At 71.2% G+C, this 25,515-nt stretch carries 26 protein-coding genes; 17 read left to right on the top strand and 9 right to left on the bottom strand.

The annotated features are described in order from the left end of the window. Positions 1 to 41: 41 nt before the first annotated feature. Positions 42 to 2,906 carry an HAD-IC family P-type ATPase gene (locus Q0818_RS14720; protein ID WP_298876465.1) on the bottom strand — a complete coding sequence of 955 codons (2,865 nt, stop codon included), beginning with the start codon at positions 2,904 to 2,906 and terminating at the stop codon, positions 42 to 44. 42 nt (positions 2,907 to 2,948) lie between these two features. Then, on the bottom strand, positions 2,949 to 3,896 hold the full coding sequence (locus Q0818_RS14725) for an SDR family NAD(P)-dependent oxidoreductase (protein ID WP_298876468.1): 948 nt from the start codon (positions 3,894 to 3,896) through the stop codon (positions 2,949 to 2,951). 191 nt (positions 3,897 to 4,087) lie between these two features. On the opposite strand from Q0818_RS14725, the gene Q0818_RS14730 reads away from it, so the two are divergent. The 3 genes from Q0818_RS14730 to Q0818_RS14740 all read left to right on the top strand — a co-directional run bounded on the left by Q0818_RS14730 (position 4,088) and on the right by Q0818_RS14740 (position 5,390). Beyond that, on the top strand, positions 4,088 to 4,258 hold the full coding sequence (locus Q0818_RS14730; RefSeq protein WP_298876471.1) for a CsbD family protein: 171 nt from the start codon (positions 4,088 to 4,090) through the stop codon (positions 4,256 to 4,258). A gap of 128 nt (positions 4,259 to 4,386) precedes the next feature. Continuing rightward, the gene (locus Q0818_RS14735; RefSeq protein WP_298876475.1) at positions 4,387 to 5,217 is read left to right on the top strand and encodes an HAD-IIA family hydrolase; all 831 of its coding nucleotides are present in this window, start codon (positions 4,387 to 4,389) and stop codon (positions 5,215 to 5,217) included. A gap of 23 nt (positions 5,218 to 5,240) precedes the next feature. Continuing rightward, positions 5,241 to 5,390, top strand: a complete 150-nt coding sequence (locus tag Q0818_RS14740; protein ID WP_298876477.1) for a hypothetical protein — start codon at positions 5,241 to 5,243, stop codon at positions 5,388 to 5,390. A gap of 212 nt (positions 5,391 to 5,602) precedes the next feature. Here Q0818_RS14740 and pyrE read toward each other — a convergent pair whose 3' ends face one another. Further along, on the bottom strand, positions 5,603 to 6,181 hold the full coding sequence (gene pyrE / locus Q0818_RS14745) for an orotate phosphoribosyltransferase (protein ID WP_298876480.1): 579 nt from the start codon (positions 6,179 to 6,181) through the stop codon (positions 5,603 to 5,605). Then, positions 6,178 to 6,330 carry a hypothetical protein gene (locus Q0818_RS14750; RefSeq protein WP_298876483.1) on the bottom strand — a complete coding sequence of 51 codons (153 nt, stop codon included), beginning with the start codon at positions 6,328 to 6,330 and terminating at the stop codon, positions 6,178 to 6,180. Before Q0818_RS14750 ends, pyrE begins: the two co-directional genes overlap by 4 nt. A 76-nt stretch (positions 6,331 to 6,406) precedes the next feature. Between Q0818_RS14750 and Q0818_RS14755 the strand changes: the two genes are divergently transcribed. From Q0818_RS14755 to Q0818_RS14765, 3 genes are all read left to right on the top strand, one after another. Beyond that, on the top strand, positions 6,407 to 7,252 hold the full coding sequence (locus Q0818_RS14755) for an exodeoxyribonuclease III (RefSeq protein ID WP_298876485.1): 846 nt from the start codon (positions 6,407 to 6,409) through the stop codon (positions 7,250 to 7,252). Between the two features lie 333 nt (positions 7,253 to 7,585). Next, positions 7,586 to 8,011 carry a YciI family protein gene (locus Q0818_RS14760; RefSeq protein WP_298876488.1) on the top strand — a complete coding sequence of 142 codons (426 nt, stop codon included), beginning with the start codon at positions 7,586 to 7,588 and terminating at the stop codon, positions 8,009 to 8,011. Then, positions 7,984 to 9,249 (top strand): RNA polymerase sigma factor, encoded by a 1,266-nt coding sequence (locus tag Q0818_RS14765; RefSeq protein ID WP_298876492.1) that lies wholly within the window; start codon positions 7,984 to 7,986, stop codon positions 9,247 to 9,249. The genes Q0818_RS14760 and Q0818_RS14765 overlap by 28 nt, the downstream gene beginning before the upstream one ends. A gap of 280 nt (positions 9,250 to 9,529) precedes the next feature. On the opposite strand, the gene Q0818_RS14770 is transcribed toward Q0818_RS14765, so the two are convergent. Further along, complete coding sequence (locus Q0818_RS14770; RefSeq protein ID WP_298876495.1) at positions 9,530 to 10,102, bottom strand: NADPH-dependent FMN reductase; 573 nt, start codon at positions 10,100 to 10,102, stop codon at positions 9,530 to 9,532. 143 nt (positions 10,103 to 10,245) lie between these two features. Here Q0818_RS14770 and Q0818_RS14775 point away from each other — a divergent pair, with 143 nt between their 5' ends. From Q0818_RS14775 to Q0818_RS14790, 4 genes are all read left to right on the top strand, one after another. After that, positions 10,246 to 11,505, top strand: coding sequence for a sensor histidine kinase (locus tag Q0818_RS14775; RefSeq protein WP_298876497.1), 1,260 nt, complete (start codon positions 10,246 to 10,248; stop codon positions 11,503 to 11,505). After that, positions 11,498 to 12,163, top strand: coding sequence for a response regulator transcription factor (locus Q0818_RS14780; protein WP_298876500.1), 666 nt, complete (start codon positions 11,498 to 11,500; stop codon positions 12,161 to 12,163). Before Q0818_RS14775 ends, Q0818_RS14780 begins: the two co-directional genes overlap by 8 nt. Positions 12,164 to 12,348: 185 nt before the next feature. Next, complete coding sequence (locus Q0818_RS14785) at positions 12,349 to 13,233, top strand: ATP-binding cassette domain-containing protein (RefSeq protein ID WP_298876504.1); 885 nt, start codon at positions 12,349 to 12,351, stop codon at positions 13,231 to 13,233. Further along, on the top strand, positions 13,230 to 14,345 hold the full coding sequence (locus tag Q0818_RS14790) for an ABC transporter permease (protein ID WP_298876507.1): 1,116 nt from the start codon (positions 13,230 to 13,232) through the stop codon (positions 14,343 to 14,345). The genes Q0818_RS14785 and Q0818_RS14790 overlap by 4 nt, the downstream gene beginning before the upstream one ends. Before the next feature lie 81 nt (positions 14,346 to 14,426). On the opposite strand, the gene Q0818_RS14795 is transcribed toward Q0818_RS14790, so the two are convergent. The 3 genes from Q0818_RS14795 to Q0818_RS14805 form a co-directional block, all read right to left on the bottom strand. Continuing rightward, positions 14,427 to 14,807 (bottom strand): VOC family protein, encoded by a 381-nt coding sequence (locus Q0818_RS14795; protein ID WP_298876509.1) that lies wholly within the window; start codon positions 14,805 to 14,807, stop codon positions 14,427 to 14,429. Positions 14,808 to 14,821: 14 nt separating this feature from the next. Beyond that, complete coding sequence (locus Q0818_RS14800; protein ID WP_298876512.1) at positions 14,822 to 15,535, bottom strand: hypothetical protein; 714 nt, start codon at positions 15,533 to 15,535, stop codon at positions 14,822 to 14,824. 85 nt (positions 15,536 to 15,620) lie between these two features. Continuing rightward, the gene (locus tag Q0818_RS14805; RefSeq protein WP_298876514.1) at positions 15,621 to 16,352 is read right to left on the bottom strand and encodes a hypothetical protein; all 732 of its coding nucleotides are present in this window, start codon (positions 16,350 to 16,352) and stop codon (positions 15,621 to 15,623) included. A gap of 91 nt (positions 16,353 to 16,443) precedes the next feature. Here Q0818_RS14805 and Q0818_RS14810 point away from each other — a divergent pair, with 91 nt between their 5' ends. The 5 genes from Q0818_RS14810 (at position 16,444) to Q0818_RS14830 (ending at position 21,373) form a co-directional block, all read left to right on the top strand. Beyond that, positions 16,444 to 17,148 carry an FCD domain-containing protein gene (locus Q0818_RS14810; RefSeq protein WP_298876516.1) on the top strand — a complete coding sequence of 235 codons (705 nt, stop codon included), beginning with the start codon at positions 16,444 to 16,446 and terminating at the stop codon, positions 17,146 to 17,148. Positions 17,149 to 17,254: 106 nt separating this feature from the next. Next, the gene (locus Q0818_RS14815; RefSeq protein ID WP_298876519.1) at positions 17,255 to 18,127 is read left to right on the top strand and encodes an NAD(P)-dependent oxidoreductase; all 873 of its coding nucleotides are present in this window, start codon (positions 17,255 to 17,257) and stop codon (positions 18,125 to 18,127) included. Positions 18,128 to 18,159: 32 nt separating this feature from the next. Beyond that, positions 18,160 to 19,491 (top strand): MFS transporter, encoded by a 1,332-nt coding sequence (locus Q0818_RS14820; RefSeq protein WP_298876522.1) that lies wholly within the window; start codon positions 18,160 to 18,162, stop codon positions 19,489 to 19,491. An 8-nt stretch (positions 19,492 to 19,499) separates the two neighbouring features. Beyond that, positions 19,500 to 20,372 (top strand): transketolase, encoded by an 873-nt coding sequence (locus tag Q0818_RS14825; RefSeq protein ID WP_298876525.1) that lies wholly within the window; start codon positions 19,500 to 19,502, stop codon positions 20,370 to 20,372. Then, the gene (locus Q0818_RS14830; RefSeq protein ID WP_298876530.1) at positions 20,369 to 21,373 is read left to right on the top strand and encodes a transketolase C-terminal domain-containing protein; all 1,005 of its coding nucleotides are present in this window, start codon (positions 20,369 to 20,371) and stop codon (positions 21,371 to 21,373) included. Before Q0818_RS14825 ends, Q0818_RS14830 begins: the two co-directional genes overlap by 4 nt. Positions 21,374 to 21,402: 29 nt before the next feature. Here the strand turns inward: Q0818_RS14830 and Q0818_RS14835 are convergent, their stop codons facing one another. Continuing rightward, complete coding sequence (locus Q0818_RS14835; protein ID WP_298876535.1) at positions 21,403 to 23,172, bottom strand: glycoside hydrolase family 15 protein; 1,770 nt, start codon at positions 23,170 to 23,172, stop codon at positions 21,403 to 21,405. 114 nt (positions 23,173 to 23,286) lie between these two features. On the opposite strand from Q0818_RS14835, the gene Q0818_RS14840 reads away from it, so the two are divergent. Together Q0818_RS14840 and Q0818_RS14845 are read left to right on the top strand one after the other, a co-directional pair. Continuing rightward, positions 23,287 to 24,648, top strand: a complete 1,362-nt coding sequence (locus Q0818_RS14840; RefSeq protein WP_298876538.1) for a glucose-6-phosphate dehydrogenase — start codon at positions 23,287 to 23,289, stop codon at positions 24,646 to 24,648. A 208-nt stretch (positions 24,649 to 24,856) separates the two neighbouring features. Then, a complete protein-coding gene (locus Q0818_RS14845) occupies positions 24,857 to 25,441 on the top strand; it encodes a nitroreductase family protein (RefSeq protein WP_298876541.1) in 585 nt (194 codons plus the stop codon). Positions 25,442 to 25,515 lie beyond the last annotated feature (74 nt).

Raw genomic sequence — 25,515 nt, forward strand, 5'->3', positions numbered from 1 at the left:
ACGTGGTCGGCCGCGCGCGCCGGCGCGTCGATCGCTTCCGCTCACGCGCTGACGCGATCGGCCGCGCGCGCCGGCGACGCGTCACCGCGGAACCATCGGCGGGCCCGAGCGGGAACCCACATCGCCGCGATCACCGCCACGGCGGCGACGAGGGCGACGACGAGGACGGGGTCGAGTTCGGTCAGGACCATCGCCGCGGCCTGCAGAGCGACCAGCACGGCGAGGTACACCGTCAGCAGGGTGCGCGCGAGGGAGCTGCCCCGCGACAGCGCCGACCCGCCGGCGATCGTGAGGAGCCCGAGCAGCACCGTCGCCGCGCCCACGAGCGACACCGGCAGCACGAGGTCGGGCGTCACGGAGTAGCGCGCCAACAGGACGACGATGCCCAGAGCGGTGTTGAGCAGACCGCCGAGATAGACGAGCACGATGGCCGCCGTGACCACGGCGGGTCGTCGGGGCGCCTCGCCGGCGATCCCGCCCACCCCGCCGGACACCCCGGCGAGCGAACGCCGCACGAACCGTCGGTGCGCGAACCGCACCGCTTCGATCGCTCCGAGCGCGAGCACGACCACCAGGGTCACGAGGGTCGCACCGTCGTCGCCCGGGTCCTGCAGCTGGAAGAAATCCCCGAGCGGCGGCACGGTGAAGATCGCGGTGAGCGCGATGAACATCGCCCCGATCACCACCACCTTCACGCGCGTGACCGGACGCGACAGCACCGTGAGCACCCACAGCGCGACGATCGCCAGGATGATCGTCGCGCCCGTGCGCAGCTGCGCGGTCTCCAGACCGAGCTGCATCGCGACCCGCGTGTAGACGGTGAGGGAGACGGCGATCACGAGACCGGCGGGGATGGCGAAACTGAGCGAGCGGCGCAGGAACCCCGGCACGTAGCGCTGGGCGTTCGGCAGCAGCGCCAGGAAGAACGCCGGGATGCCGATGGTCAGCCCGTCGGTGATCGACAGTTGCCGCGGCAGGAACGGGAACTCCATCACGAGGATGCCGAACAGCACCGCCAGCCCTGTCGCGTAGACGGTCTTGGTGAGGAACAGCATCGACACGCGCTCGATGTTGGCGATCACCTGACGGCCCTCCGCGACCACCGACGGCAGGTGCGAGAAGCGTCCGTCGAGCAGCACGAGGCGGGCCACGGCCTTGGTGGCCGCCGCCCCGGAGTTCATCGCGATACCGATGTCGGCGGTCTTGATGGCCAGGGCGTCGTTGACCCCGTCGCCTGTCATCGCCACGACGTGCCCGCGCGCCTGGAGCGCGGTGACCATGCGCTTCTTCTGGTCGGGCGTGACACGACCGAACACGGTGTGCTGCTCGAGCACGGCGCCCAGCTCACCATCGTCGTCGGGGAGGCGGCGCGCGTCGTATCCCTCGTCGACATCGAGACCGACCTCGCGCGCGATCGCCGCGACCGTGCGGGGGTTGTCGCCCGAGATGACCCGCACGCCGACGCCCTGGTCTCGGAAGTACGCCAGCGCCTCGGCGGCATCCGGACGCACCGCCTCCACGAAGGTCAGCACGGCCACCGCCGAGACACCGGCGGGCAGTCGCTCCGCGTCGACCTCGGAGTCCGACAGCGGCACGTCCGCGTGCCCGAGCACGAGGGTCCGCCGACCCGACGACGCCAACCGGGTGACGGCGGCCCCCAACTCTCCGTTCGGATCGGTCGCGGCGTCGCCGAAGACCATCTCCGGGGCGCCGAGCACCCAGGTGCCCTCGGCGCCGCCGTCGAACGAGACCGCGCTCCACTTGCGGGCCGACGAGAACGGGATGCGACGCGCCACCGAGAGGGGGATGCCGACGGGGAACGGATCGCGCAGGCACTGCGCGGTGGCGTTGGCGTCGGGAGCGGCCCCGTACCAGGCGAGCACGTCGGTCCATCCGGACGCCTCGGACAGGGCGAGCGCGTCGTCGAAGCGGATCTCACCCGCGGTGAGCGTTCCGGTCTTGTCGAGGCAGATGACGTCGACCCGCGCGAGTCCCTCCACCGCGGGCAACTCGTTGACGAGCACCTTCTGCCCCGCGAGCCGCGCCGCGCCGACCGCGAAGGCGATCGAGGTCATGAGCACGAGCCCGAGCGGGATCATGGCGGTGAGGGCGGCGATGGTGTTCACGACCGCCTGCGACCACGTGCCCTGCTGCCAGGCCTGCACCCAGCCGCCGGCCACCATCATCTGGGCGTTGAGCACGAGCAGGCCGATCGGCCCGATCCCCCACCCGACCCACCGCAGGACGCGGTCGATGGAGGTGCGAAGTTCGCTCGACACGAGCTGGAAGCGCTTCGCCTCGGCGGCGAAGGTGTTCGCGTACGATTCCGCGCCCACGCGGGCGACGCGCGCCGCTCCCTCGCCGGCCACCACGATCGACCCCGACAGCACCTCGTCGTCGATCCGTTTGTCGACGGCATCCGATTCTCCGGTGAGCATCGACTCGTCGACCTGCAGGGCCTGCGTGGACACCACGACCGCGTCGGCGGCGATCTGATCGCCCGCGCGCAGCACGAGTACGTCGTCGCGCACCACCTCGGGTGGCGCGATCTCGGCATCCGCCCCGTCGCGCCGCACGCGCGCCCGGGGCGCGTTGAGCAGGGCGAGGCGGTCGAGAGCCGCTTTCGCGCGGAACTCCTGGACGCACCCGATCACCGCGTTCGACAACGCGGCCACGCCGAACAACGCGTCCTGCCACCGCCCCAGCAGCAGGAGCACGATGAAGCAGGCCCCCACGATCCCGTTGAAGAGCGTGAAGACGTTCGCCCGCACGATGTTCCACGCGCTTCGACTGGTGTCGGCCGTGAAGGCGTTGGTCTGCCCCGCCGACACGCGTTCGGCGACCTCGGCCGAGCTCAGACCGACGACGTCGAGGGCAGTGCGGTCGCCACCTGTCGCCTGCTCCATGCGCTCACTGTAGAGCCAGCCGCCGACATCGCGGGAGGAGTCTCAGGATGCCGCGCGCCGCGCACGCTCGAAGGGCCACTTCACGTGCGTGGCGGTCTCGCAGGCGCGCCACAGCTCGGTGCCGAGCCCGGCGCGCCGCGTACCGCGGGCGGGAGTCGCCCGTCGCGGCGCTCCGCGGGCGACGAGGGAAGGGGCGTACATCGAGCCGCCCTCGGCGGAGGGGTCGACGAGAGCGCGGACGAGTGCCCACGCGCCCTGCTCCTTGGACTGCGTGATGGGCGCCTGGAGGTTGTCGACGAACCGCGTGAGACGACTGGGCTCGTTCACGCCGCGCACCCCGCGCGTCCGCCCGCTCGTGGAGTACCCCGGATGCGCCACGAGGCTCTCGACCGGGACTCCATGGGCACGCAGCATCTTGTCGGCCTCGAGGGCGAGCGCGGTGGTCGCGGCCTTCGACTGCACGTACGCCTTCCACGGCGTGTAGCCCTCGCGCAGCTCGGGGTCGGTGGGCAGGTGCCTCCACAGCGAGGTCGACATGCTCCCCACCCACACCATGCGGCCGCGCGCGGTCGCGAGCGGCTTGAGCAGCTCGCCGGCGAGGGCGAAGTGACCGAGAACGTTGGTCGCGAACACGAGCTCGTGGCCGCCGACCGTCTCGCGCTGCTTCGGCGGGTGCACGACGCCGGCGTTCAACAGGAGCCCGTCGAGGCGTCCACGTGCACGCGCCGTCGCCGCGGCGGCACGCACCGAGCCCATGTTGCTGGTGTCGAGCAGGAGCGTCTCGATGTCGGCATCCGGAGTCGAGCGCTTCACGGCCGCCTTCGCGGCGGCGAGACTGTGAGGATTGCGGCCGGTCAGCAGCACGTGGGCTCCCGCCGCGGCGAGCTGCTCGCACGCGAAATACCCCAGACCGCGGGTGGCGCCGGTGACGAGGTAGGAGCGCCCCGACAGGTCGGGGAGGTTCTCGGGGTCCCACTCGTCGCGCGTCACCCTTCGACCCTAACGAGATCGGGTGCCTACGTCACGGGTCCATTCCGTTCCGGGCATATCGGCATCCGCGAACTTTTTTCCCGAACGGCGTGACGAATGGCCCGCCCGCATCGTCCACACCATGAGCATCCCGCTCCGTCGCGACGAACACCCCCGCCGACGACGCCGACACATCGAGAAGGAGTCAGATCATGGGTCTGGACGACAAGATCAAGAACGCCGCTCAGGACATCGTGGGCAAGGCGAAGGAAGCGATCGGCAACGCGACCGACAACGACAAGCTCGCCGCCGAGGGCAAGGCCGACCAGGTGCAGGCCGACGCCAAGAAGGCCGGCGAGAACGTGAAGGACACCTTCAAGTAAGGCGCCCGCACGGCGGACGGGCGGGTCACGACCTCACGGCCGGGCCCGCCCGCGCTCGTTTCCCGCCGGGGCGTCGTGAGAATGCAACCCTCTCGGGCGGTGTCGGGGGCCGGGGCTAGGCTGGCCCCATGCGCACCCGGGGTGACATCGAATGCTGGCTCACCGACATGGACGGGGTCCTCGTCCACGAGAACACGCCGATCGCGGGCGCGTCCGAGCTGCTCGCCCAGTGGCGCTCCGAGGGCACGCCGTTCCTCGTTCTGACGAACAACTCCATCTTCACGCCGCGCGATCTGAGTGCGCGGCTGCGGGCTTCGGGACTCGTCGTCCCGGAGTCGTCGATCTGGACCTCGGCTCTGGCCACCGCCGACTTCCTGAAGTCGCAGATGCCGGGGGGATCCGCCTTCGTCATCGGTGAGGCCGGGCTCACGACGGCCCTGCACGAGGCCGGGTTCATCATGACCGAGACCACTCCCGACTACGTCGTGGTGGGCGAGACCCGCAACTACTCCTTCGAGGCCATCACCAAGGCCATCCGCTTCATCCGCGGCGGCGCGCGGTTCATCGCCACCAACCCGGATGCCACCGGCCCCTCGACCGAGGGCGTGCTGCCCGCGACCGGCGCGATCGCGGCGCTCATCACGAAGGCCACCGGCAAAGAGCCCTACATCGTGGGCAAGCCCAACCCGATGATGTTCCGCTCGGCCCTGAACCGCATCGGCGCCCACAGCGAGAACACCGGCATGATCGGCGACCGCATGGACACCGACATCGTCGCCGGGATCGAGGCGGGCCTGCACACCGTGCTCGTGATGACGGGCATCAGCGACCAGCGCGAGATCGAGCGCTATCCCTTCCGCCCCGACGAGATCCTCGGCTCGGTCGCCGAGCTCGTGCGCGGCGAACCACTCGAGTCCGATCTCGCCGATGGCGAAGAGGGGCTCGCGGCCGGGATCTGATCCGGCCATCGAGAGGACGACGCATGGACGACCGCACGCTGTGGCTGATCACCGCCTTCTTCATCACCGCGGGAACCCTCGTCGCGTTCATCGTGCAGTGGCGGCGTTCGCGCCGCGGGGGCCGCGGCCGCGACCCCTTCGACGGACCGGGACCCGACGACGAGGCGCGCTGACCGCACGCGCCTGCCGGGTGGAGGACCGCACGGCATCCCGGGATGACCCTCGACACCAGGGGATAGCGCGAGGACAGGACGCACTCGCTGCCGGACAACCTGTGGTGGAGCGATGACCTGTTCTCGGTGGCCTTCGGCGACCTCGACGGGCGCCCGGGCTGAGTCGACCTGCCCCTCGCTGGACGACCCCAGGGATCAGGCGGCCACCGGGCTTACTGCGGAGCGAGCCCCAGGTCGTCGAGATCGATGGATGCCAGCCACTGCAGCCCCTCGGCCTCGATCGCGGCCTGCGCGCCGGTCTTGCGGTCGACGATGACGGCGACGGCGACGACCTCCGCGCCCTCGCGGCGCAGGGCCTCGACCGCCTTGAGCGCCGACTGACCCGTGGTGGAGGTGTCTTCGACGACGACGACGCGCTTGCCCGCGACATCGGCGCCCTCGATCTGGCGGCCGCGGCCGTGGTCCTTCGGCTCCTTGCGCACGACGAACGCGTCGAGCGGGCGGCCGGCGTGCACCGACTCGTGCATGACGGCGTTCGCGATCGGGTCGGCGCCCAGCGTGAGTCCGCCGACCGCGACGACACCATCGAGGTCTTTCACGAGGTCGAGCACGAGACGCCCGATCGCCGGGGCGGCGCGGTGGTCGAGCGTGAGCTTGCGCATGTCGACGTAGTACGTCGCCTTCTTGCCGCTCGAGAGGGTGAAATCGCCGTGGAACACCGCCTCGGCGTTGATGAGGCCGATGAGGGCCTGGCGGTCGGCTTCGAGCTCGGCAGTGGAGGCGGTGGTCACGGCGTCGAGTCTATTGCGCCGCCACGCCGCAGCCGCGGGATGTCACGGCGCAGCGTCCCGGCATCCGTCCCGCGGAGTCCACGGGCGCCACGCCGCGAGCGCCCGACGGGCGACGGCGTGTCGACGACGATGTCCGCACGACGGCTCACGCGCGCTGCTCGCACGAGACCGCCCGGCCGCGCCGCGCGACCGTCGATGTCCTCCCCCGAAAGTAGGCTGGATGGCATGCGTCTGGCCACCTGGAACGTCAACTCCATCCGCGCTCGTGTGACCCGCACCGTCGAGTTCTGCGTGCGCGAGCACATCGACGTGCTGGCGATGCAGGAGATCAAGTGCAAGACGGAGCAGTTCCCGTACGCCGCCTTCGAAGAGGCCGGGTACCACGTCGCCGCGCACGGCCTGAACCAGTGGAACGGCGTCGCGATCGCGAGCCGTGAGCCCCTCGAAGACGTCGAGATCGGCTTCCCGGGGATGCCGGGCTTCGAGAAGGGCAAAGAGGGGCCCGACCTGCCGCAGGAGGCGCGCGCGATCGGCGCCACCGTGAACGGCGTGCGCGTGTGGAGCCTTTACGTGCCCAACGGCCGCGGGCTCGACGACCCGCACTACGTCTACAAGCTCGACTGGCTCGACAAGCTCCGCCAGTACACCGCCGACACGCTCGCGGCCCACCCCGATCTGCCGCTCGCCCTGACCGGCGACTTCAACATCGCCCCCACCGATGACGACAACGGCGACCCCACCGTCGTGGAGGGCGCGACCACGCACGTCTCCCCTCCCGAGCGCGCGGCGTTCGCCGCGTTCGAGACCGCGGGGCTGACCGACGTCGTGCGGCCGCTCGTTCCCACCGGCTACACCTACTGGGACTACAAGCAGCTGCGTTTCCCCCGCAACGAGGGTCTGCGCATCGACTTCATCCTGGGCTCGCAGGCGTTCGCCGACGCCGTCCACGGCGCGGAGATCCACCGCAACGAGCGCAAGGGCGAGGTCCCCAGCGACCACGTCCCCGTCGTCGCCGACCTCGACCTGTCGGGCGCCGACGACGATGACGACCTGCCGATGATCTTCGGCTGAGCGCCGGGCGGCGGCATCCGGTCAGCGGATGCAGCCCGCGGTCGGCCGGGCGTTGCCGCCTGGCATCCGGTCGGCGGGTGCAGCTCGTGTCGGCCGGGCGTTACCGCCTGGCATCCGGTGAACAGATTCGGAAACGGGCGACGGATCCGGACGCATCGCTCGAATCCGTCCGGATCCGCGGCCGATCGCCGGATCTGCGACACCGCCCGGTGGTGCGTCAAAAGAATTCTCCGGACCCTGTCGATTCCGTCGCGCGCCGTTCGACGCGATAGTAGGGGCAGGCATTCGCTCCCCTCAGATCGCTCGAGAGAGCACCGACGAGAAGAGTCCACGATGAAGTTCATGCTGATCATGCGCGGTACCGACGAGGCGTACGCGGCGTACAAGCAGATCCCGTTCGAGCAGATCATCAACGAGATGGGCGCCTACAACGAGTCGATGATGAGCGCGGGAGTGCTCGTCGCGGGCGATGGTCTGGCCGAGGACATGAGCCAGAACTTCGTCGTGACCTTCGACGGCGACGAACCCGTCGTCACGGACGGCCCCTACGGCGAGACGCACGAGCTGTTCAACGGCTTCTGGATCATCGAGGTGTCGACGAAGGAAGAAGCCGTCGAGTGGGCGCGCCGAGCGCCGCTCATCGCGGGCAACACGCTCGAGGTGCGCCGCGTGACCGACGAGACCGACTTCGCCGCGTTCGCCGACAACGAGTACATCCAGAAGGAGGAGGGTTGGCGCGAGGAGCAGTCCTCGCGGTGAGCCCCGACTCCGACGTCTCGCGGCGCGTCGCGGCGATCTGGCGCATCGAGGGCGCCCGCGTCGTCGCGACGCTCGCGCGCGTGGTCGGAGACCTCCCCACGGCGGAGGACCTGGCTCAGGATGCCGTCGCCGAGGCCCTCGCGCAGTGGCCGCGCGAGGGCGTGCCCGCGAATCCCGGCGCCTGGCTGACCGCGGTCGCGAAGCGGCGGGCGATCGACGGCTGGCGTCGCGAGCAGAACCTCGGCGAGAAGTACCGGCTGATCGGCGCGGACGTGGACGAGATCAGGGATGCCGAGTGGCAGCCGATCGACGACGACGTGCTGCGGCTGGTGTTCGCGGCCTGCCACCCGGTGCTCGCGCGGGAGGCGCAGGTCGCGCTGACGCTGAAGGTGGTGGGCGGGCTCGACACGGACGCGATCGCGCGCCTGTTCCTCGTGCCGGTGACGACGATGCAGCAGCGGATCGTCCGCGCGAAGAGGGCGCTGAGCGCGGCCCGGGTCCCGTTCGAGGTGCCGGATCCGGCGCAGTGGCCGACGCGGCTCAGCGCGGTGCTGAGCGTGATCTACCTCGTCTTCACCGAGGGCTACGCCGCCACCTCCGGCGACGCCGTGCTGCGCACCGAGCTGGCGCACGAGGCGATCCGGCTGGGGCGCGTCCTCGCGCGACTGCTCCCCCGCGAGCCCGAGGTGCTGGGGCTCGGCGCCCTCATGGAGGTGCAGGCGTCGCGCTTCGCGGCCCGCGTGGATGCGAACGGGGATGCCGTGCTCCTCGCCGACCAGGACCGTCGGCGGTGGGACCGCTCGGCGATCGCCCGCGGCCGGTTGCTCCTCGAGCGGGCCGATGCGCGGGGGAAGGGCCGCGGGCCGTACCAGCTCCAGGCCGCGATCGCGCTCTGTCACGCGGAGGCGATGAGCGTCGACGCGACGGACTGGGATCGCATCGTCGTGCTGTACGAGGTGCTCGGTCGGGTGGCCCCGAGCCCTGTCGTCGAGCTCAATCACGCCGTGGCCGTGTCGATGGCATCCGGGCCTTTGGAGGGACTCGCGCTCGTCGACGATCTCGCCGCAACCGGGGTGCTGCGAGGCTCGCACCTGATCCCGTCGGTGCGCGGCGAGCTGCTGTCGCGGCTGTGTCGCACACGCGCGGCGCGGGACGAGCTGCTCGCGGCGGCGGGGCTGACCCGCAACGAGCGAGAGGCCGAGCTGCTGCGGCGGAAGGCCGCCGCGCTGGGGCTGTGACGCGCACACGGGTCCCGGCCCCTTCGACAGGCTCAGGGACCTGGGCCGCGACTCGGAGGGCTGAGCGGCAAGACGAGGGGCTGCAACACGCGCGGGGGGGCGACGCAGATGGCTGAGCCTGTCGAAGCCACCCCGCAGGGGTACCGGGCCCTCCGACAGGCTCAGGGACCTGGGCCGCGACACGGGGGGCTGGGCGGCGACTTAGGTGGCTGAGCCTGTCGACGCCACCGGGGACGACGGCGGGGCCGAAGCGCAGCCCGACCCCGCCGTCGCGTGGAGATCAGGCCGCGGGGACCTTGGCGGGCGCCGTACGCGAGATGAGCGTCACGAGCGCCTCGATCACCGAGCGCAGGAATTCGGCCGTCCCCTCGTTCGTGACGGTGCCGTCCTCCTCGAACAGGCCGGGGGTCGACTGGATGTAGCCCTCGGGCTGCCCCATCACGAGGGCGTTGTAGTGCAGGAGCACCGCGCGGAGGTGCTGCTGGGCGGCCGCGGTGGCGATGCCGCTCTGCGAGGTGCCGATGACTGCGGTGGGCTTGTCGTTGAACGACGCCTCGCCGTAGGGGCGGGCCGACCAGTCGAGGGCGTTCTTGAGCACGCCGGGGATCGAGCGGCTGTACTCGGGGGTCACGACGAAGACGCCGTCGGCATCCTCGATCGCCTTCTTGAAGTCCTTCGCGACCTGGGGGAAGTCGCCGTCGTAGTCGGGCGAGTAGAAGGGGAGGTCCTTGATCGGGATCTCCTTCAGCGTGACGCCCTCGGGGGCGACCTTCTCGAGCGCCTTGGCCAGGCGGCGGTTGATGGAGGTGCTGGAGATGCTGCCGACGATGTAGCCGATCGTGTAGTCGGTCACGGTGATCCTCTCGGAGAAGACGGGGGCGTCGAGCGCCCGGTTTCATTCACGTGCAAGCGTCTCCCGCCAACCTGTATTCCGCCCCCTCTTGACTCCGCCCCATGGGGGATGCGGGTGTCGGTGGTCCCCCCTAGCGTGGAGGGATGGCACGACTGACCCGCACGCAGCGGCGCAACGATCTCGTGCTCGCGGTCGTGCTGTTCCTCGGCGGCATGCTGAGCGCGGTGCTGTCGTCCGTCTCCGGCATCTACGGCGACGAGCAGGGGTCGTTGGCGATCGCCCTCGTCTACGTGGCGGTGCTCGCAGCGCCGATCGCGGTACGTCGGAAATGGCCATCGGTCACCGCGGTGATCGTGTCGGTGGCCTACTTCCTGGCGGTGACCTTCCGCATCCCCGAGCTGTACGCCGGCAACATCGCGATGTTCATCGCGCTCTACACCGTGGGCGCGTGGGAGCCGAACCGCCGACGCGCGACGATCGTGCGCGTCGCGATCATCGTCGGGATGTTCGCGTGGCTGTTCGTGGTGATGTTCCAAGACGCCACGCAGCCCGTCGACCCCGACGTCGAGGGGGCCTTCTCGCGCGTCGGCGCCTTCTCGCCCTTCGTGGCCTACCAGCTGCTCATGATCGGGGTGAACGCGCTGTTCTTCGGGGGCGCCTACTACTTCGGCGATCGCTCCCACCAGCAGATGCGCGAGCGCGCAGCCCTCGAGGAGCGCACCGCCGAGCTCGAATCGGAGCGCGAGGTGACCGCCGCTCAAGCGGTAGCCCTCGACCGCGTACGCATCGCCCGCGAGCTGCACGACGTCGTCGCCCACCACGTCTCGCTCATGGGCGTGCAGGCGGGCGTGGCGCGCTCGCTGCTCTCTCGGGATCCGGATGCCGCTCGCGAGACGCTCGCGAGCATCGAGGGGTCGGCGCGCGCGTCGTTGCACGAGCTGCGCCAGCTGCTCGAGACGCTGCGATCGCCGGACTCCGACGCCTCCCCCGACACCGCCCCCACCACGCACGGGCTCACGTCGATCCGCGCCCTCGTCGACGAGGCCGAGGCGGCGGTGCTCCGCACCACCTTCACCGTGGTCGGCGAGCCCGTCATCGACCCGCCGCCGCTCGTGCAGGTCAATCTCTACCGCATCGCGCAGGAGGCCCTGACGAACGCCCGGCGTCATGCCGGGCCCGGCGCGACGGCGGACGTGCGCCTGCGCTTCTCCCGGGAGGCCGTCGAGCTCGAAGTCTCGAACACCGGCCGCCCCGGGTCGACGACCCCGGGCCTCGGTCAGCTCGGGATGCGCGAGCGGGCGGCCGTATCGGGCGGCAGCATCGAGATCGGCCCCCGATCGCGCGGCGGGTGGCTCGTGCGCGCGCGCGTCCCCCTCGCCACGGCGGAGGTCTCGCATGCCTGAGCTGCGCGTGCTCCTCGTCGACGACCACGCCATGATGCGCGCGGGCTTCCGCACGATCCTCTCGCTCGAGCCCGACATCACTGTCGTGGGCGAGGCGGCGACCGGCGCCGAGGCGGTGTCGGCGGCGGGTCGGCTGCATCCCGACGTGATCTGCATGGACGTGCAGATGCCCGACATGGACGGCCTGGAGGCCACCCGCCTGCTGACCGCCGACCCGAGGTCGGAGGCGGCGATCCTCATCGTGACGACCTTCGACCGCGACGACTACCTCTTCGCGGCGCTGGATGCCGGGGCCAGCGGCTTCCTGCTCAAGAACGCAGGTCCCGAGGAGCTCGTCTCGGCGGTGCGCATCGTGGGTGCGGGCGACGCGCTGCTGGCTCCCGAGGTCACGCGGCGGGTCATCGAGCGGTTCGCGACTCGCGCACCCTCGCCACCGGCATCCATACCTCCGCCCCTCCCCCTGACCGAACCGCTCACGGAGCGCGAGGCCGAGGTGCTGCGCCTCATGTCCCACGCGCTGAGCAATGCCGAGATCGCCGCACGACTGTTCATCGGCGAGGCGACGGTGAAGACGCACGTGTCGAACGTGCTGCAGAAGCTCGGCGCGCGCGACCGCGTGCAGGCCGTGGTGCTCGCGCACCGGCACGGCTCGGCCTGACGCGGGGCGGAGCCGGTGCGGCCGGCCCGGTCCCTTCGACAGGCTCAGGGACCTCGTGAACGAAGCCCGGCCACGGGGCGGCGGGGACCCTCCCCCGCGCGGCGGAGCCGGATCACCCTCGCCCGGTGGAGGCGCATCCGCAGCGACATCCCTAGCGTGGAAGCAACGAGAAGAAGGGGTGCACCGTGTTGGAACTGGACGGCATCACCAAGAGCTACGGCGGCCGCCGCGTGCTCGACGACGTGGGCTTCACCGTCGCTCCCGGGCGGCTGACGGGCTTCGTCGGCGGGAACGGCGCCGGCAAGACGACCACCATGCGCATCGCCCTCGGCGTGCTCGGGAAGGACGCCGGATCGGTCGCCCTGAACGGCTCCCCCGTGACGACGGCCGACCGCCGCCGCTTCGGGTACATGCCCGAGGAACGCGGGCTGTACCCCAAGATGAAGGTCGCCGAGCACATCGCGTACCTGGCCCGTCTGCACGGCTTCTCCAAGACCGAGGCGACGCGGAAGGCGACGGCGCTGCTCGAACGACTCGGACTCGGCGAGCGCCTCGGCGATGCCGTCGAGACCCTCTCGCTGGGCAACCAGCAGCGCGCGCAGATCGCGGCATCCCTCGTCCACGAGCCCGAGGTGCTCATCCTCGACGAGCCCTTCTCGGGTCTCGACCCGCTCGCGGTCGACGTGGTGGCGGGGGTGCTCCAGGAGAAAGCCGCGGCCGGCACCGCCGTGCTGTTCTCGTCGCACCAGCTCGACGTCGTCGAGCGCTTGTGCGACGACCTCGTGATCATCGCGGCCGGCACGATCCGCGCTGCCGGGACCCGCGACGAGCTGCGCGCCCAGCACGCCACGCACCGCTACGAGCTGGTCTCGGGCAGCGACGCCGGCTGGCTGCGCGAGGAACCGGGGGTGACGGTCATCGACTTCGACGGCGGGTACGCCCTGTTCGACGCGGCCGATGACGCTACCGCGCAGCGCGTGCTGCAGGGCGCCGTCTCGCGCGGCGACGTCGCGAGCTTCGCCCCCCAGCGTCCGACCCTGGCCGAGATCTTCAAGGAGGTCATCCAGTGAGCACCAACACCCCCGCCCGCCGCTCGCCCGGCGAGGCACTGAGCATCTGGCTCGTCGCCGAGCGGGAGATCGGCTCGAAGCTGCGGAGCAAGCCGTTCGTGATCTCGACCGCGGTGCTGATCCTCGCGGCCCTCGCCTCGGTGCTGTGGGGCGGGTTCACGGCCGGCAACGCCGCGTCCAGCGGCATCCCGGTCGCCGTCACTTCGCAGACCCAGAGCGCCGTGTCGAGCCTCGACGGCCTCGAGGTGACCGTCGCCGACAGCGACGACGACGCCCGTGCCCTCGTCGCCGACGGAACGGTGGATGCCGCCCTGGTCTCGGGCTCGTCGGAGTCGTCGTTCGACTTCACCGTCGTGGTGAAGGACAGCGTCCCCTCCACCCTGCTGCAGATGCTCAGCGAGACCCCACCCGTCGATCGCATCGACCCGGGATCGAACGCCGCCGACGTCCTGCGGTACTTCATCGCCCTCGCCTTCGGCATCGTGTTCCTCATCGCCGCCTCGACCTTCGGCGGAACGATCGCGCAGAGCGTCGTGGAGGAGAAGCAGACGCGCGTGGTCGAGATCCTCATCTCGGCGATCCCCGTCCGAGCCCTGCTGGCGGGCAAGGTGCTGGGCAACACGATCCTCGCGATGGCGCAGATCGTGCTGCTGGCGGCGGTCGCGGTCATCGGCCTCGCGGTGACCGATCAGGCGGGGGTGCTCGACGCCCTCGGCGCCCCCATCGCATCGTTCGCGATCTTCTTCCTCTTCGGCTTCGTGCTGCTGGCGGCGCTCTTCGCCGCGGCCGCCGCGATGGTGTCGCGGCAGGAGGACATCGGGGCGACCACGACGCCGATCACGATGCTGATCATGGCGCCGTACTTCCTGGTGATCTTCTTCAACGACAACCCCGTCGTGCTCACCGTGATGTCGTACGTGCCCTTCTCGGCCCCCGTGGGCATGCCGCTGCGCATGTACCTCGGCGACGCCCAGTGGTGGGAGCCCGTGCTGTCGCTGCTGATCCTCGTCGCCTCGTGCGTCGCGGCGATCGGGCTCGCGTCGCGCATCTACCGCAACTCTCTGCTGCGCATGGGGGCGCGCGTCAAGCTGGCGGAGGCCCTGAAGGGCTGAACGATCCTGCTCGGATCACCGGGCGGATGGATGCCGTGACTCGCGGCATCCATCCGCCCGTCGCCGCGGTGGCGGGGCGTTTCACTCCTCCAAGACCGCGAGCACGTTGCCGGCGGGGTCGCGGAACCACGCGATGAGCGGTCCCCCCTCGCGCATGATGCCGCGCGAGTCGGTGGGGAAGTCGGCGTCGTCGTAGATCTTGGTCTCGACGCCCCGCGCCCGCAGGTCGTCGACGGCCGCCTCGACATCGGCCACGGGGAAGTTCAGCACCGTGAACGACGCCGGCTCGTGATGGGGCTTGCCGTAGACGAGGATGCTCCCCCCGGATGCCAAGTGCAGGCGGAGGAAGCCGGATCCCTCGAGCACCTCCACGCGCAGACCGAGGGTGTCGGCGTAGAAGCGGTGCGCGGCGTCGAGGTCGTCGACCGCGAAGCCGGCGAAGGCGCCATCGGGGTGGAACATGGGTTCTCCTCTCATCAGCGCGCCACGTACGCCGTGACGCTGTCGGACAGACGGATGGGGATGCCGTCGACGGCCGACGGGTCGGTCTCGCCGACCGCGACGGTCAGGTCGCCGTCGACTCCGAACGCGGCCGACGGACCGGCGCTGCCGGAGGCGCAGCCCACCGACCACGGCCGGTTGTCGGAAGACGTAAACGTCGCGATGCAGACGCCGTCGCCGTCGTCGGGCTGGGCGAGGTAGACGCGGAAGTCGCTGACCGTCGCGATGTAGCGGGTGCTGGAGGGATCGATTCCGCTGTCGCGGAGGATGTCGGCGGAGATCACGTCTTCGACCGTCTGCGGGAACGTCAATTCCGGGTAGGCGGCCGACGCCGGATCCGCGGAGGCCGCGGGTGCGGCGAGACCGGCGCCGATCGCGATGCCCAGCCCGACGAGCGCCACCGCCCCGGCCGCGGCGAGCGCCCACCGCAGCACCCGGCGGGCACGCCTGCCGCCGGGCATGGCGGCCGCGGGCTCGGCATCCATATGTTCCGGATCCGGGCGGGCGGCGTCGGGGGCCGTGGCATCCCTGGCTCGGGCATCCCGCAGGTCGTCGGAGGAGGGGGTGGGGTCGGCGCGGCGCCCTTCTTCGAGCTCCGCGAGCCGGGCGATCATCTCGGGCGTCGCGCTCGCGCCGTCGGGGCCGTAGATGCGCTCGCGCAGACCCTCCAGCTCGACGTCCTCGTCCATGCGATGACTCTACGACCGCGCGGGCGGGCCCGGGCCTCCCGCGCATGGGCGGCGTGGAGCGGGGCGAGCCGCGACGGCGCCTGCCTCACTCGGTGATGTAGGCGGTCACCGACTCCGACAGCCGCACCGGCGTCCCGGTGATCGTCATGCGCGACGTGTCGCCGATCGCGATGCTCAGATGCTGGTCGATGCCGAACACCGCCGCGTCGTCGAAGGGCCCGCCCGTGGTGCATCCCGCGGCCCATGGCTCGTCGTCGGCGTCGACGAAGGTGACCACGCACGATCCCTCTCCGCGCTCGCGCTTCGCGAGGTACACGCGGAACCCGCGCACGACCGCGATGTAACGCGTGGTGGCCGGGTCGATGCCGCTGTCGTCGATGAGCTGCGCCGTGATGACGTCGTCATCGGTCTGCGGGAACGTCAGCTCGGGGAACCGCGGGCTCGCCGACGGCGAGGGGGTCGCGGATGCGGCGACGAAGGCCGGCGAGGCGACGCCCGCGGCGTATCCCGCACCGAGCAGCGCGAGCGCGGCCACGACACCGACGATCAGGGAGAAGACGCGCGGTCGGTGGAGATCGGCATCCCTCTCCTCCGGCCGGTCGCCCTCGTCGGTCGCAGCGGGCGCGGTTCCGGCGGGCGCGGGCACGGCGGGTGACGGCGCTTTCGGTGCGGGCGCGTGCGGTGCCCGCACCGCGTCGCGCCGGAGGACGTCTTCCAGGGCACCCAGGCGGGCGATCTCGTCGGGCGTCGGCGGATCGCCGGTGCCGCCGTACACGCGCTCGCGCAGGCGGCGCAGCTCGACGTCGTCGGCGCTCATGCCCCGACTCTACGACCGCGGCATCCGCCCCGGCCCGGCTCCGGTCGCGGAACGGGCTGGATAGGCTGGAACGATCGGGACAGGAGGAACCGTGCCGGGAGCGCTCGAGGGCTTCGTCGCCGACATCGTCGCGCTCGCCGTCGCCGAAGACGGGACCACCGCCCGCCGCCTGCCGCCCGAGCGCGACCTGGTCGAGGCGCTCGGGATCAGTCGCGGAGCCCTGCGCGAGCATCTGCTGGTGCTGGAACGCCTCGGCTTCCTCACGCGCGTCCAGGGTCGCGGCACCTACCTCGACACGCCCCGTGACGACTTCGTCCGCAGCTACTTCACGATCTCGCGGGAGTTCGGACACCTCACCGACGAGCAGTTCGCCGAATCCCGGATGATGCTCGAAGAGACCGCGGCGGGCGCCGCGGCCGAGCGGGCGTCGGCGGACGTGGTGACCGAGCTGCGCGAGCTCGTCGACCGCATGATCGCCGCGACCCGCGCGGGCGAGCACGACGAGGCACTCGCCGCCGACATCGCCTTCCACCGCCGCCTGCAGCTCGCCGTCGAGAATCCCGTCATGCACCTGCTGCACGAGGGCCTCAGCCACGTGCTGAGCGAGACGATCCGCGTCCGACGCCTCGAGGCGGTGGCGGTGGAGGTCCCCGACGCCGACGGAACCCTCCGCACCGACAGCGTGCACTACCCGATCGTGGATGCCATCGAGGCCGGCGACCCCGCGGCGGCACGCGCCGCGATGCGCGAGCACTTCCGCAACTGGCAGAACCTCGGGCTCGTCTCCGACCGCTGACGCCGATTGGCTAACCAATCTTGACAGGCGGCTCATGCCGCGCTTTACTGGGTCCGCGATTGGTTAACCATTCGCGTTCCGCACACACCGATGGAGGTAGACGGCGATGACGCTCAGCGCGGATCGAGTGACGTTCGTGGGGCTCGGCGCGATCGGACTCCCGATGGCCCGCAGACTCACGCAGGCCGACCTCGCGGTCACCGGCGTCGACCCCTTCGCGCCCGCCCGCGAGCGCGCCGAGGCCGACGGCATCCGCGCGGTCGAATCCATCGCGGACGCGGGCGACGACCCGATCGTCGTGGTCATGGTCGCCACCCCCGAGCACCTCGACGCGCTGGTCGACCAGGCCTTCGCGGCCGACGCGGTCGCCGGCCGCACCTGGGTCGTCATGAGCACCGTCGGACCGGATGCGGTGCGCTCGGCGTCGGAGCGGCTGCTCGGCGGCGGAGCGCGCGTCGTGGACGCCCCCGTCACCGGCGGTGTCGCCCGGGCCACCACCGGTTCGCTGACGATCTTCGCCTCGGGCCCCGCCGCCGACATCGCGGCCGTCGAGCCGGTGCTGTCGCAGTTCGGGACCGTGCGGACGGTCGGCGACGAGCTCGGCCGCGGGCAGAGCATCAAGGTCGTCAACCAGCACCTGTGCTCGGTGCACATCGTCGCCGCGGCCGAAGCACTCTCGCTCGCCGCTCGGCTGGGCCTCGACCCCGCCGAGGTGCTGCCCCTGCTCGAGTCCGGCGCCGCCGGGTCGTGGATGCTCTCCGACCGCGGCCCGCGCATGCTCGAGGGCACCGACGTCGAGGTCACCAGCCAGATCAACATCTTCGTCAAGGACTCCGGGCTCGTCTTCGACGCGGCCCGCGCCGCGGGCGCCGAGACCCCTCTGCTGGATTCCGCGCGCGAGCGCTACCTCGCCGCCCAGGCCGTGGGCCTGGGCACCCGCGACGACTCGCGGGTCATCGAAACCTACCCCCACCCCTGACTCCACCCGTCTGTTCAAGGAGGAACAACGACATGACCGCCCCCACCCGCACGCCGCGCCAGAAACCGCTCGGCGACAACCCCGTCAAGGTCTCGATCGCCTCGATGATCGGCACCGCCGTGGAGTCCTACGACTTCTTCATCTACGGCACCGCCTCGGCCGCCTACTTCGGCTCGGTCTTCTTCCACGCCGAGGACCCGGTCGTCGGCGTACTGCAGTCGTTCGCCGTGCTCGCGGTCGGCTTCTTCTTCCGCCCCCTCGGCGGCTACCTCGCCGGGCACTTCGGCGACCGGATCGGCCGCAAGACCGTGCTGCTGGCCTCGCTGATCGTCATGGGCGCGGCGACCTTCGCCGTCGGGCTCCTCCCCACTTACGCCATGGTCGGCGTGCTCGCCCCGGTCCTGCTGATCGTCCTCCGCGCCGTCCAGGGCATCGGGTTCGGCGCCGAGTGGGGCGGAGCGGTGCTGATGGCCGTCGAGCACTCTCCCGCGAAGCGCCGCGGGTTCTTCGGGGCCGTGCCGCAGATCGGCATCCCGGCGGGTCTGCTGCTGGCCAACGGCACCTTCCTCCTCTCGAACGCGCTGTTCGAGGGCGACTGGGTGTGGCGCGTGCCCTTCCTGCTCTCGATCGTGATGGTCGCGATCGGCCTGTGGATCCGCCTCGGAGTCAAGGAGTCGCCCGAGTTCGAGAAGATGAAGAGCCAGGGCGAGATCCACAAGCAGCCCGTGATCGCGATGTTCAAGCGCGACTGGCGACTGGTGCTGCGCATCATCGGCCTGCGTCTGGCCGAGACCGGCGGCTACTACGTCACCACGAGCTTCGTCCTGTCGTACGTGGGCCTGGCCGCCATCACCGACAAGCAGTACGTGCTCTGGGGCACGATGGCCGGCTCCGCCCTCGGACTCGTTTCGCACCTGCTCTACGGCGCCTGGAGCGACCGCATCGGCCGCAAGCCCGTGTTCCTGCTGGGTGCGATCTTCACGATCGCCTTCGGCATCCCGATGTTCCTGCTCATCAACACCGGCGCCGTCATCATGGTGGTCGTCGCCGTCGCCCTCAGCCTGCTGCTGAGCCACGACCCCATCTTCGCCGTCGAGTCGAGCTGGTTCAGCGAACTGTTCTCGCGCGACGTCCGCTCGTCGGGCATCTCGCTCGGCTACAACGGCGCCTCGATCATCGCGGGCTTGCTGCCCTTCCTCGCCACCGCGCTCTACGCCGGCGTCGGCTGGATCGGCCCCGCGCTGCTCTTCGTCGCCCTCGGCGTCATCTCGACCGCTGTCGCCGCCGTGACCCGCGAGACCGCGCCCGTACGCGTCGGCGACACCGCCGAGGCCACGGCTCCCGCTCTCACCCCCACCCGATGAGGTTCTCCATGACGATCACGACCACGACCGCATCCGTCGCCGAGCGCGCCGCCACGATCCGCGCGGGCGCGCAGCGGATCCGCCTGAATGCGCTGCACATGGGCGAGGTGCAGGGCCAGGGCTACGTCGGCCAGGCCCTCGGCGCGGCCGACGTGCTGGCCGCGGTGTACCTCGACCAGCTGCGCTATCGCGCCGACGACCCGCACTGGGAGGACCGCGACCGCTTCCTCCTCTCCACCGGGCACTACGCCATCGCCCTCTACGCCGCCCTCGCCGAGGCCGGAGTGATCTCGCGCGAAGAGCTCGACACCTACGGGTCCGACGATTCGCGGCTGCCGATGTCGGGGATGGCCAGCTACACCCCCGGCATGGAGATCTCGGGCGGGTCGCTCGGGCACGGGCTGACCGTGGCCGTCGGCATGGCCCTGGGCCTGCGGCACCGCGGCAGCGATTCGCGCGTGTTCAACTTCCTCTCCGACGGCGAGCTCAACGAGGGCTCGACGTGGGAGGCGGCCATGAGCGCGGCATCCCATCGCCTCGGCAACCTCACCGCGATCGTCGACATGAACGCCCTCCAGGCCGACGGACCGACCGCGGGCGTGCTCGCGATCGAACCCGCTGAGGAGAAGTGGGCGGCCTTCGGGTGGAACACCCAGCGCGTCGACGGGAACGATCCGGATGCCGTGCTCGCGGCGTTCGACGCCATCGCCGACCGCGACCCGGTGGGCGCTCCGCAGGTGATCCTGTGCGACGTCACCGTCGGCAAGGGCGTGCCCCTGCTGGAGCAGCGCGAGAAGAACCACTTCATGCGCATCGACGAGGACGAATGGGCCGTGTGCCGCGCACAGCTCATCGCGGGATACGAGGAGACCAGCCGATGAGCAACGCCACGGCCGCCCCGAAGCTGAAGACCTCGGCGATGATCGCCTCGTTCGCCGACCCCGGGCAGAAGACCGCCGCCGCCCCCTTCGGGCACGCGCTCGCGGAACTCGCGGAGCGCGACCAGCGGGTCGTCGGCCTCAGCGCCGACCTCGCGAAGTACACCGACATGCACATCTTCCGCGACCGGCATCCGGAGCGGTTCTTCCAGATGGGCATGGCCGAGCAGCTGCTGTTCGGGGCGGCCGCCGGCATGGCCGAGGTCGGGCTCGTGCCCTTCGCCTCGACGTACTCCGTGTTCGCCGCGCGGCGCGCGTACGACTTCATCTGCCTCGACATCGCCGAGCCGAACCTCAACGTCAACATCGTCGGGGGGCTTCCCGGACTCACGACCGGGTACGGGCCGAGCCACCAGGCGACCGAGGACGTCGCGATCTTCCGCGGGATGCCGAACCTCACGATCGTCGACCCGTGCGACTCGGTCGACATCGCCGCCGCCGTCCCGCAGCTCGCCGATCACGCCGGCCCGACGTATCTGCGTCTGCTGCGTGGTCAGGTGCCCACGGTGCTCGACGAGTACGACTACACGTTCGAGCTCGGAAAGGCGAAGGTCGTGCGCCCCGGCGCCGACGTCGTGTTCGTCAGCAGCGGCCTGATGACGATGCGGGCGTTGCAGGCCGCGGAGCGCCTCGCCGCCGAACGCGTCGACGTCGCGGTCGTGCACGCCCCCACGCTCAAGCCGTTCGACGAGGAGACCGTGCTGCGCGAACTCGACACCCCGCGGTTGGCCGTGACGCTGGAGAACCACACCGTCGTCGGCGGGCTCTTCGAGACCGTCGCCGGCGCCCTCGTGCGTCGGGGCGTCTCGCGCCGCGTGGTGCCGATCGGACTGCCCGACGCCTTCCTCGACGCCGGGGCCCTCCCCACCCTGCACGACCGCTACGGACTCTCCACCGACGCGATCATCGCGCGGGTGCTGCGCGAGCTGCGCGCAAGCGACTGAGCGATCGACGCCGACGGCCCCGGCCCATCTCAGGGGGCCGTGGCCTCGAGCGCGTCGGAGGCGAGGACGAGCGCGAGGTGCGAGAGCGCCTGGGGAGTGTTGCCCGCCTGCCGTCCGTCACGGGGGTCGTACTCCTCCGACAGCAGACCGATGTCGTTCGCGACCGCCGTGAGGCGTCGCATGAGGGCGACCGAGTCGTCGCGACGACCGGTGCGGGCGTACTGCCCGACGAGCCAGAACGAGCACGCCAGGAACGGATGCTCGTCACCCGCGAGACCGTCGACGCCGGTCGTGCGGTAGCGCAGCAGCCAGCCGTCGGGCATGAGCGTCTGCTCCATGCGGGCGACCGTGGCGAGCATGCGGGGATCGTCGTACGCGCAGAAGCCCACCTGCGGCAGGATCAGCAGCGACGCGTCGACCTCGTCGGTGTCGAAGTGCTGCGTGAACCATCCGCCGGCGTGCACCCCGTGCGCGTCGATGTCGGCGCGGACCCGATCGCGCAGGGTGCGCCAGGTGTCGACGTCGCCGTCGAGGCCGTTCTCCTCGACCGCCCGGATGCCACGGTCGAACGCCGCCCACACCATCGCGCGCGAGTGGGTGAAGAAATGCGGATCGCCGCGCATCTCCCAGATGCCGTTGTCGGCACGGTCGAACCACTGCGCCGACTGCGTGAGGAGAGCGCGCTGCAGGCCCCACGAGAACGATGTCTCGGAGACCCCCGCGCGACGCGCGGCGTCGAGGGCCACCATCACCTCGCCGATCACGTCGGCCTGGTACTGATCGACCGCGCCGTTGCCGATGCGCACGGGGCTCGCGCCGCCGTAGCCGGGCAGGCTCGTCAGCTCGCGCTCGGGCAGATCGCGTTCGCCCGCGATGCCGTACATGATCTGCACGTCGGCGGGATCGCCCGCGATCGCGCGCAGCAGCCAGGTGCGCCACCGGTGCGCGGCCCCCAGGAAGCCGTGCTCGATGTACGCGGTGAGCGTGAGGGCGGCATCGCGCAGCCACACGTAGCGGTAGTCCCAGTTGCGTCCGCCGCCGAATGCCTCGGGCAGCGACGTCGTCGCGGCGGCCACGATGCCGCCGGTCTCCGCGTGGGTCAGCGCCCGCAGCACGAGCAACGAGCGCGTGACGAGTTCGGCGTGCTCTCCGGATGCCGCCACGCGCGCCGCCCAAGACGTCCACCACTCGTTCGTGCGCTTGAGGGTGGCGTCCACGTCGATGGGTGCCGGCGCGTCCTGCCACGACGGCCCCCACGACAGCGTCGAATCGACGCTCTCCCCCGCGACGGTCGTCCACAGCGCGCGGTGGGCGGTGTCGACCGCGATCAGACGCGGACCGCGCACGACCACGGCATCCGGCCCCGCCACCGCGAGGATCGCGTGCTCGTGCCCTTTGCCGATCTGCCGCACCCACGGCACCGCGCGGGCGTAGTCGAAGCGCAGGCGCAGCTCGCTCACGAAGTCGATCTCTCCCGAGATCCCTACGACGCGGCGCACGAGCGCCTCCACACCCTCGTCGATGGGCATCGCGTCGTGCACCTCGGCGACGCCGGTCGCCGTCTGCCAGCGGGTCACGAGCACGAACGTGTCGCCGTCGTAGTGGCGCGTGGCGGTGGCATCCGGATCGGTCGGACGCAGCGACCAGCACCCGTGCGACTCGTCGCCCAGCAGGGCGCCGAACATCGACCCGCTGTCGTACCGGGGCAGACACAGCCAGTCGACGCTCCCCTCGCGGGAGACCAGGGCGGCGGAGCGGCAGTTGCTGAGGACGGCGTAATCCTCGATCGGAGTCGTCACCCTCGTGATCATGACAGGTGACACCGGCATCGCGGCAGGGCATCTCGATAGCGGCATCCCTGTACCGGCTGCAAGCACTGCGCACGTGCGCGTGCGGGGCGATACGGTGGCCGCATGGCCGCGGACACCACCCTGATCATCCTGGGCGCTTCGGGCGACCTCACCTCCCGACTCCTCCTGCCGGCCCTGGGCCAGCTGCTGGTGCGCGAACCGGGCCGCTCCGTGCGCCTGCACGGCGCGGGCATGGACGACTGGACCGACGAGCACTGGCGCGAGGTGGTGCGCACGGCCTTCCAGACGATCGGTGCCGAAGCCGCCTTCGACGCGGTCGCCGAGACGACCTACTCGCAGGCCGACATCACGAAGGCCGACGACCTGCAGAAGCTGCTCGACGACGCCGAAGGGCGGCCCGCCCTCTATTTCGCCGTGCCGCCCGCGGTGACCGAGAAGTCCTGCCTCGCCCTGAGCGACGTGACGATCCCCGAGGGGACGATCCTGGCCCTCGAGAAGCCCTTCGGAACCGACGAGGCGAGCGCGCACAAGCTCAACCAGCAGCTGGCGACCCTCGTGCCCGAGGACCAGGTGTTCCGCATCGACCACTTCCTGGGGCGCTCGACGGTGCTCAACCTCCTCGGCGTCCGTTTCGCGAACCGGCTCATCGAGAGCGTGTGGTCGGCCGACGACATCGCGTCGATCCGCATCGACTTCCCCGAGGCCCTCGGGCTCGAGGGTCGTGCGGGGTACTACGACGCCGCCGGCGCCCTCGTCGACATGATCCAGAGCCACCTGCTGCAGGTCATGGCGTTCGTCACCATGGAGCCGCCGGCCTCGCTCGACCAGCTCGATCTGCGCGACGCCACTTCGGCGGTGCTGCGTGCGACGCACGTGCTCGACGACGATCCCGTCGCGAACTCGCGCCGCGCCCGCTACACGGCCGGCGACGTCGGCGAGCGTCACTTCCCGTCGTACGTCGAGGAGCCGGGGGTCGACGCGGCGCGGGGCACCGAGACGCTCGCGGAGATGACCGTCGAGGTGCGCACCTCCCGCTGGCAGGGCGTGCCGATCCTGCTGCGTTCCGGCAAGGCGCTCGGTGAGGGCGACCCCGCGGTGACCGTCACGTTCAAGCCCGTTCGGCACCTGCCCGGGGGCTTCGTCGGCGAGAGCGAACCGTCTCAGCTCGTGTTCTCGCTCGGCCCCGACACGATGAGCCTCGCCCTCAACGTGAACGGCGCCGACGACCCCCTCGAGCTCGAGCGCGTGACCCTCGCCGCCCACCTCGGCGAGGGCGCGCTCAAGGCCTACGGCGAAGTGCTCTCCGGCATCCTGGACGGAGACGCCATGCTCGCCGTGCGCGGCGACGCGGCCGAGCAGTGCTGGCGGATCGTGCAGCCGGTGATCGACGCGTGGCGCAAGGACGAGGTGCCGCTCGACGAATACCCGGCCGGGACGGCGGGTCCGGCGTCGTGGAGCGCCTGAGCGCGCACGCGCGCCCGTCCGCGTGACCGCGGCCATCGGTCCGCGTCCGTCCCCGTGTTCCGTCGGCCTCCGGCCGTGCCCCACGGCGTCCGCCGCCACCCGCCCCGAAGACGCATGACGTCACACGGGAACAGGCCGGGTGGTCTTCGCGTTGGATGCTGAGGGTCAACGGCGTCCCGGCATCGTTCTCACCCTCAGGAGTAAACCCATGTCCCACGTTCTCGACCGCACCGCCCAGACCGACGTGCCGATCCTCGACGTCCTCGCCGAGCGATGGAGCACCCGGGTCTTCGACGCGGAGGCCCCGATCGACGAAGAGGCCCTGCGCGCCGCCCTCGAGGCCGCCCGGTGGTCGCCGTCGGCCAGCAACACCCAGCCCTGGCGCTTCCTCCTCGCGCGCCGCGGCACCGAGGCGCACACGCGCATCGTGGGCTCGCTCGTCGGCTTCAACCAGGGCTGGGCCCCCGCCGCCGGTGCGCTCCTGGTCGTCCTCGCCGAGACCACCGACGACGAGGGCAACGCCCGCCCCTGGGCGACCTACGACGCCGGTCAGGCGGCAGCGTTCTTCACCGTCGAGGCCCACGCCCGCAGCCTCGCCACCCACACCATGGGCGGCTTCTCCCCCGACGAGCTGCGCACCGCGTTCGACATCGACGAGCGCTTCACGCCCGTGACCGTGATCGCCGTGGGTGCCTTCGGCGACGTGGATGCCGCAGACGAGGCCGTCCGCTCGCGCGAGTCCGCGCCCCGGGTGCGTCGTCCGCTCGCCGAGTCGCTGCTGCTCGACGCCTGACGCCCGACGGCATCCGGCCGGGCATCGTCGCCGTACGACACCCGGCGCCTCGCCTCCACCGTTCGCCCCTGCGC

The organism is uncultured Microbacterium sp. (genome assembly GCF_947489255.1).
Classification (GTDB): domain Bacteria; phylum Actinomycetota; class Actinomycetes; order Actinomycetales; family Microbacteriaceae; genus Microbacterium; species Microbacterium phycohabitans.

Coding starts and splice junctions, on each gene's coding strand:
- Q0818_RS14795 (WP_298876509.1), bottom strand. CDS start 14,807: ATGTTCCACCCCGATGGCGCCTTCGCCGGCTTCGCGGTCGACGACCTC.
- Q0818_RS14755 (WP_298876485.1), top strand. CDS start 6,407: ATGCGTCTGGCCACCTGGAACGTCAACTCCATCCGCGCTCGTGTGACC.
- Q0818_RS14740 (WP_298876477.1), top strand. CDS start 5,241: ATGGACGACCGCACGCTGTGGCTGATCACCGCCTTCTTCATCACCGCG.
- Q0818_RS14845 (WP_298876541.1), top strand. CDS start 24,857: ATGTCCCACGTTCTCGACCGCACCGCCCAGACCGACGTGCCGATCCTC.
- Q0818_RS14720 (WP_298876465.1), bottom strand. CDS start 2,906: ATGGAGCAGGCGACAGGTGGCGACCGCACTGCCCTCGACGTCGTCGGT.
- Q0818_RS14805 (WP_298876514.1), bottom strand. CDS start 16,352: ATGAGCGCCGACGACGTCGAGCTGCGCCGCCTGCGCGAGCGCGTGTAC.
- Q0818_RS14735 (WP_298876475.1), top strand. CDS start 4,387: ATGCGCACCCGGGGTGACATCGAATGCTGGCTCACCGACATGGACGGG.
- Q0818_RS14820 (WP_298876522.1), top strand. CDS start 18,160: ATGACCGCCCCCACCCGCACGCCGCGCCAGAAACCGCTCGGCGACAAC.
- Q0818_RS14800 (WP_298876512.1), bottom strand. CDS start 15,535: ATGGACGAGGACGTCGAGCTGGAGGGTCTGCGCGAGCGCATCTACGGC.
- Q0818_RS14780 (WP_298876500.1), top strand. CDS start 11,498: ATGCCTGAGCTGCGCGTGCTCCTCGTCGACGACCACGCCATGATGCGC.
- Q0818_RS14775 (WP_298876497.1), top strand. CDS start 10,246: ATGGCACGACTGACCCGCACGCAGCGGCGCAACGATCTCGTGCTCGCG.
- Q0818_RS14730 (WP_298876471.1), top strand. CDS start 4,088: ATGGGTCTGGACGACAAGATCAAGAACGCCGCTCAGGACATCGTGGGC.
- Q0818_RS14830 (WP_298876530.1), top strand. CDS start 20,369: ATGAGCAACGCCACGGCCGCCCCGAAGCTGAAGACCTCGGCGATGATC.
- Q0818_RS14840 (WP_298876538.1), top strand. CDS start 23,287: ATGGCCGCGGACACCACCCTGATCATCCTGGGCGCTTCGGGCGACCTC.
- Q0818_RS14760 (WP_298876488.1), top strand. CDS start 7,586: ATGAAGTTCATGCTGATCATGCGCGGTACCGACGAGGCGTACGCGGCG.
- Q0818_RS14825 (WP_298876525.1), top strand. CDS start 19,500: ATGACGATCACGACCACGACCGCATCCGTCGCCGAGCGCGCCGCCACG.
- Q0818_RS14815 (WP_298876519.1), top strand. CDS start 17,255: ATGACGCTCAGCGCGGATCGAGTGACGTTCGTGGGGCTCGGCGCGATC.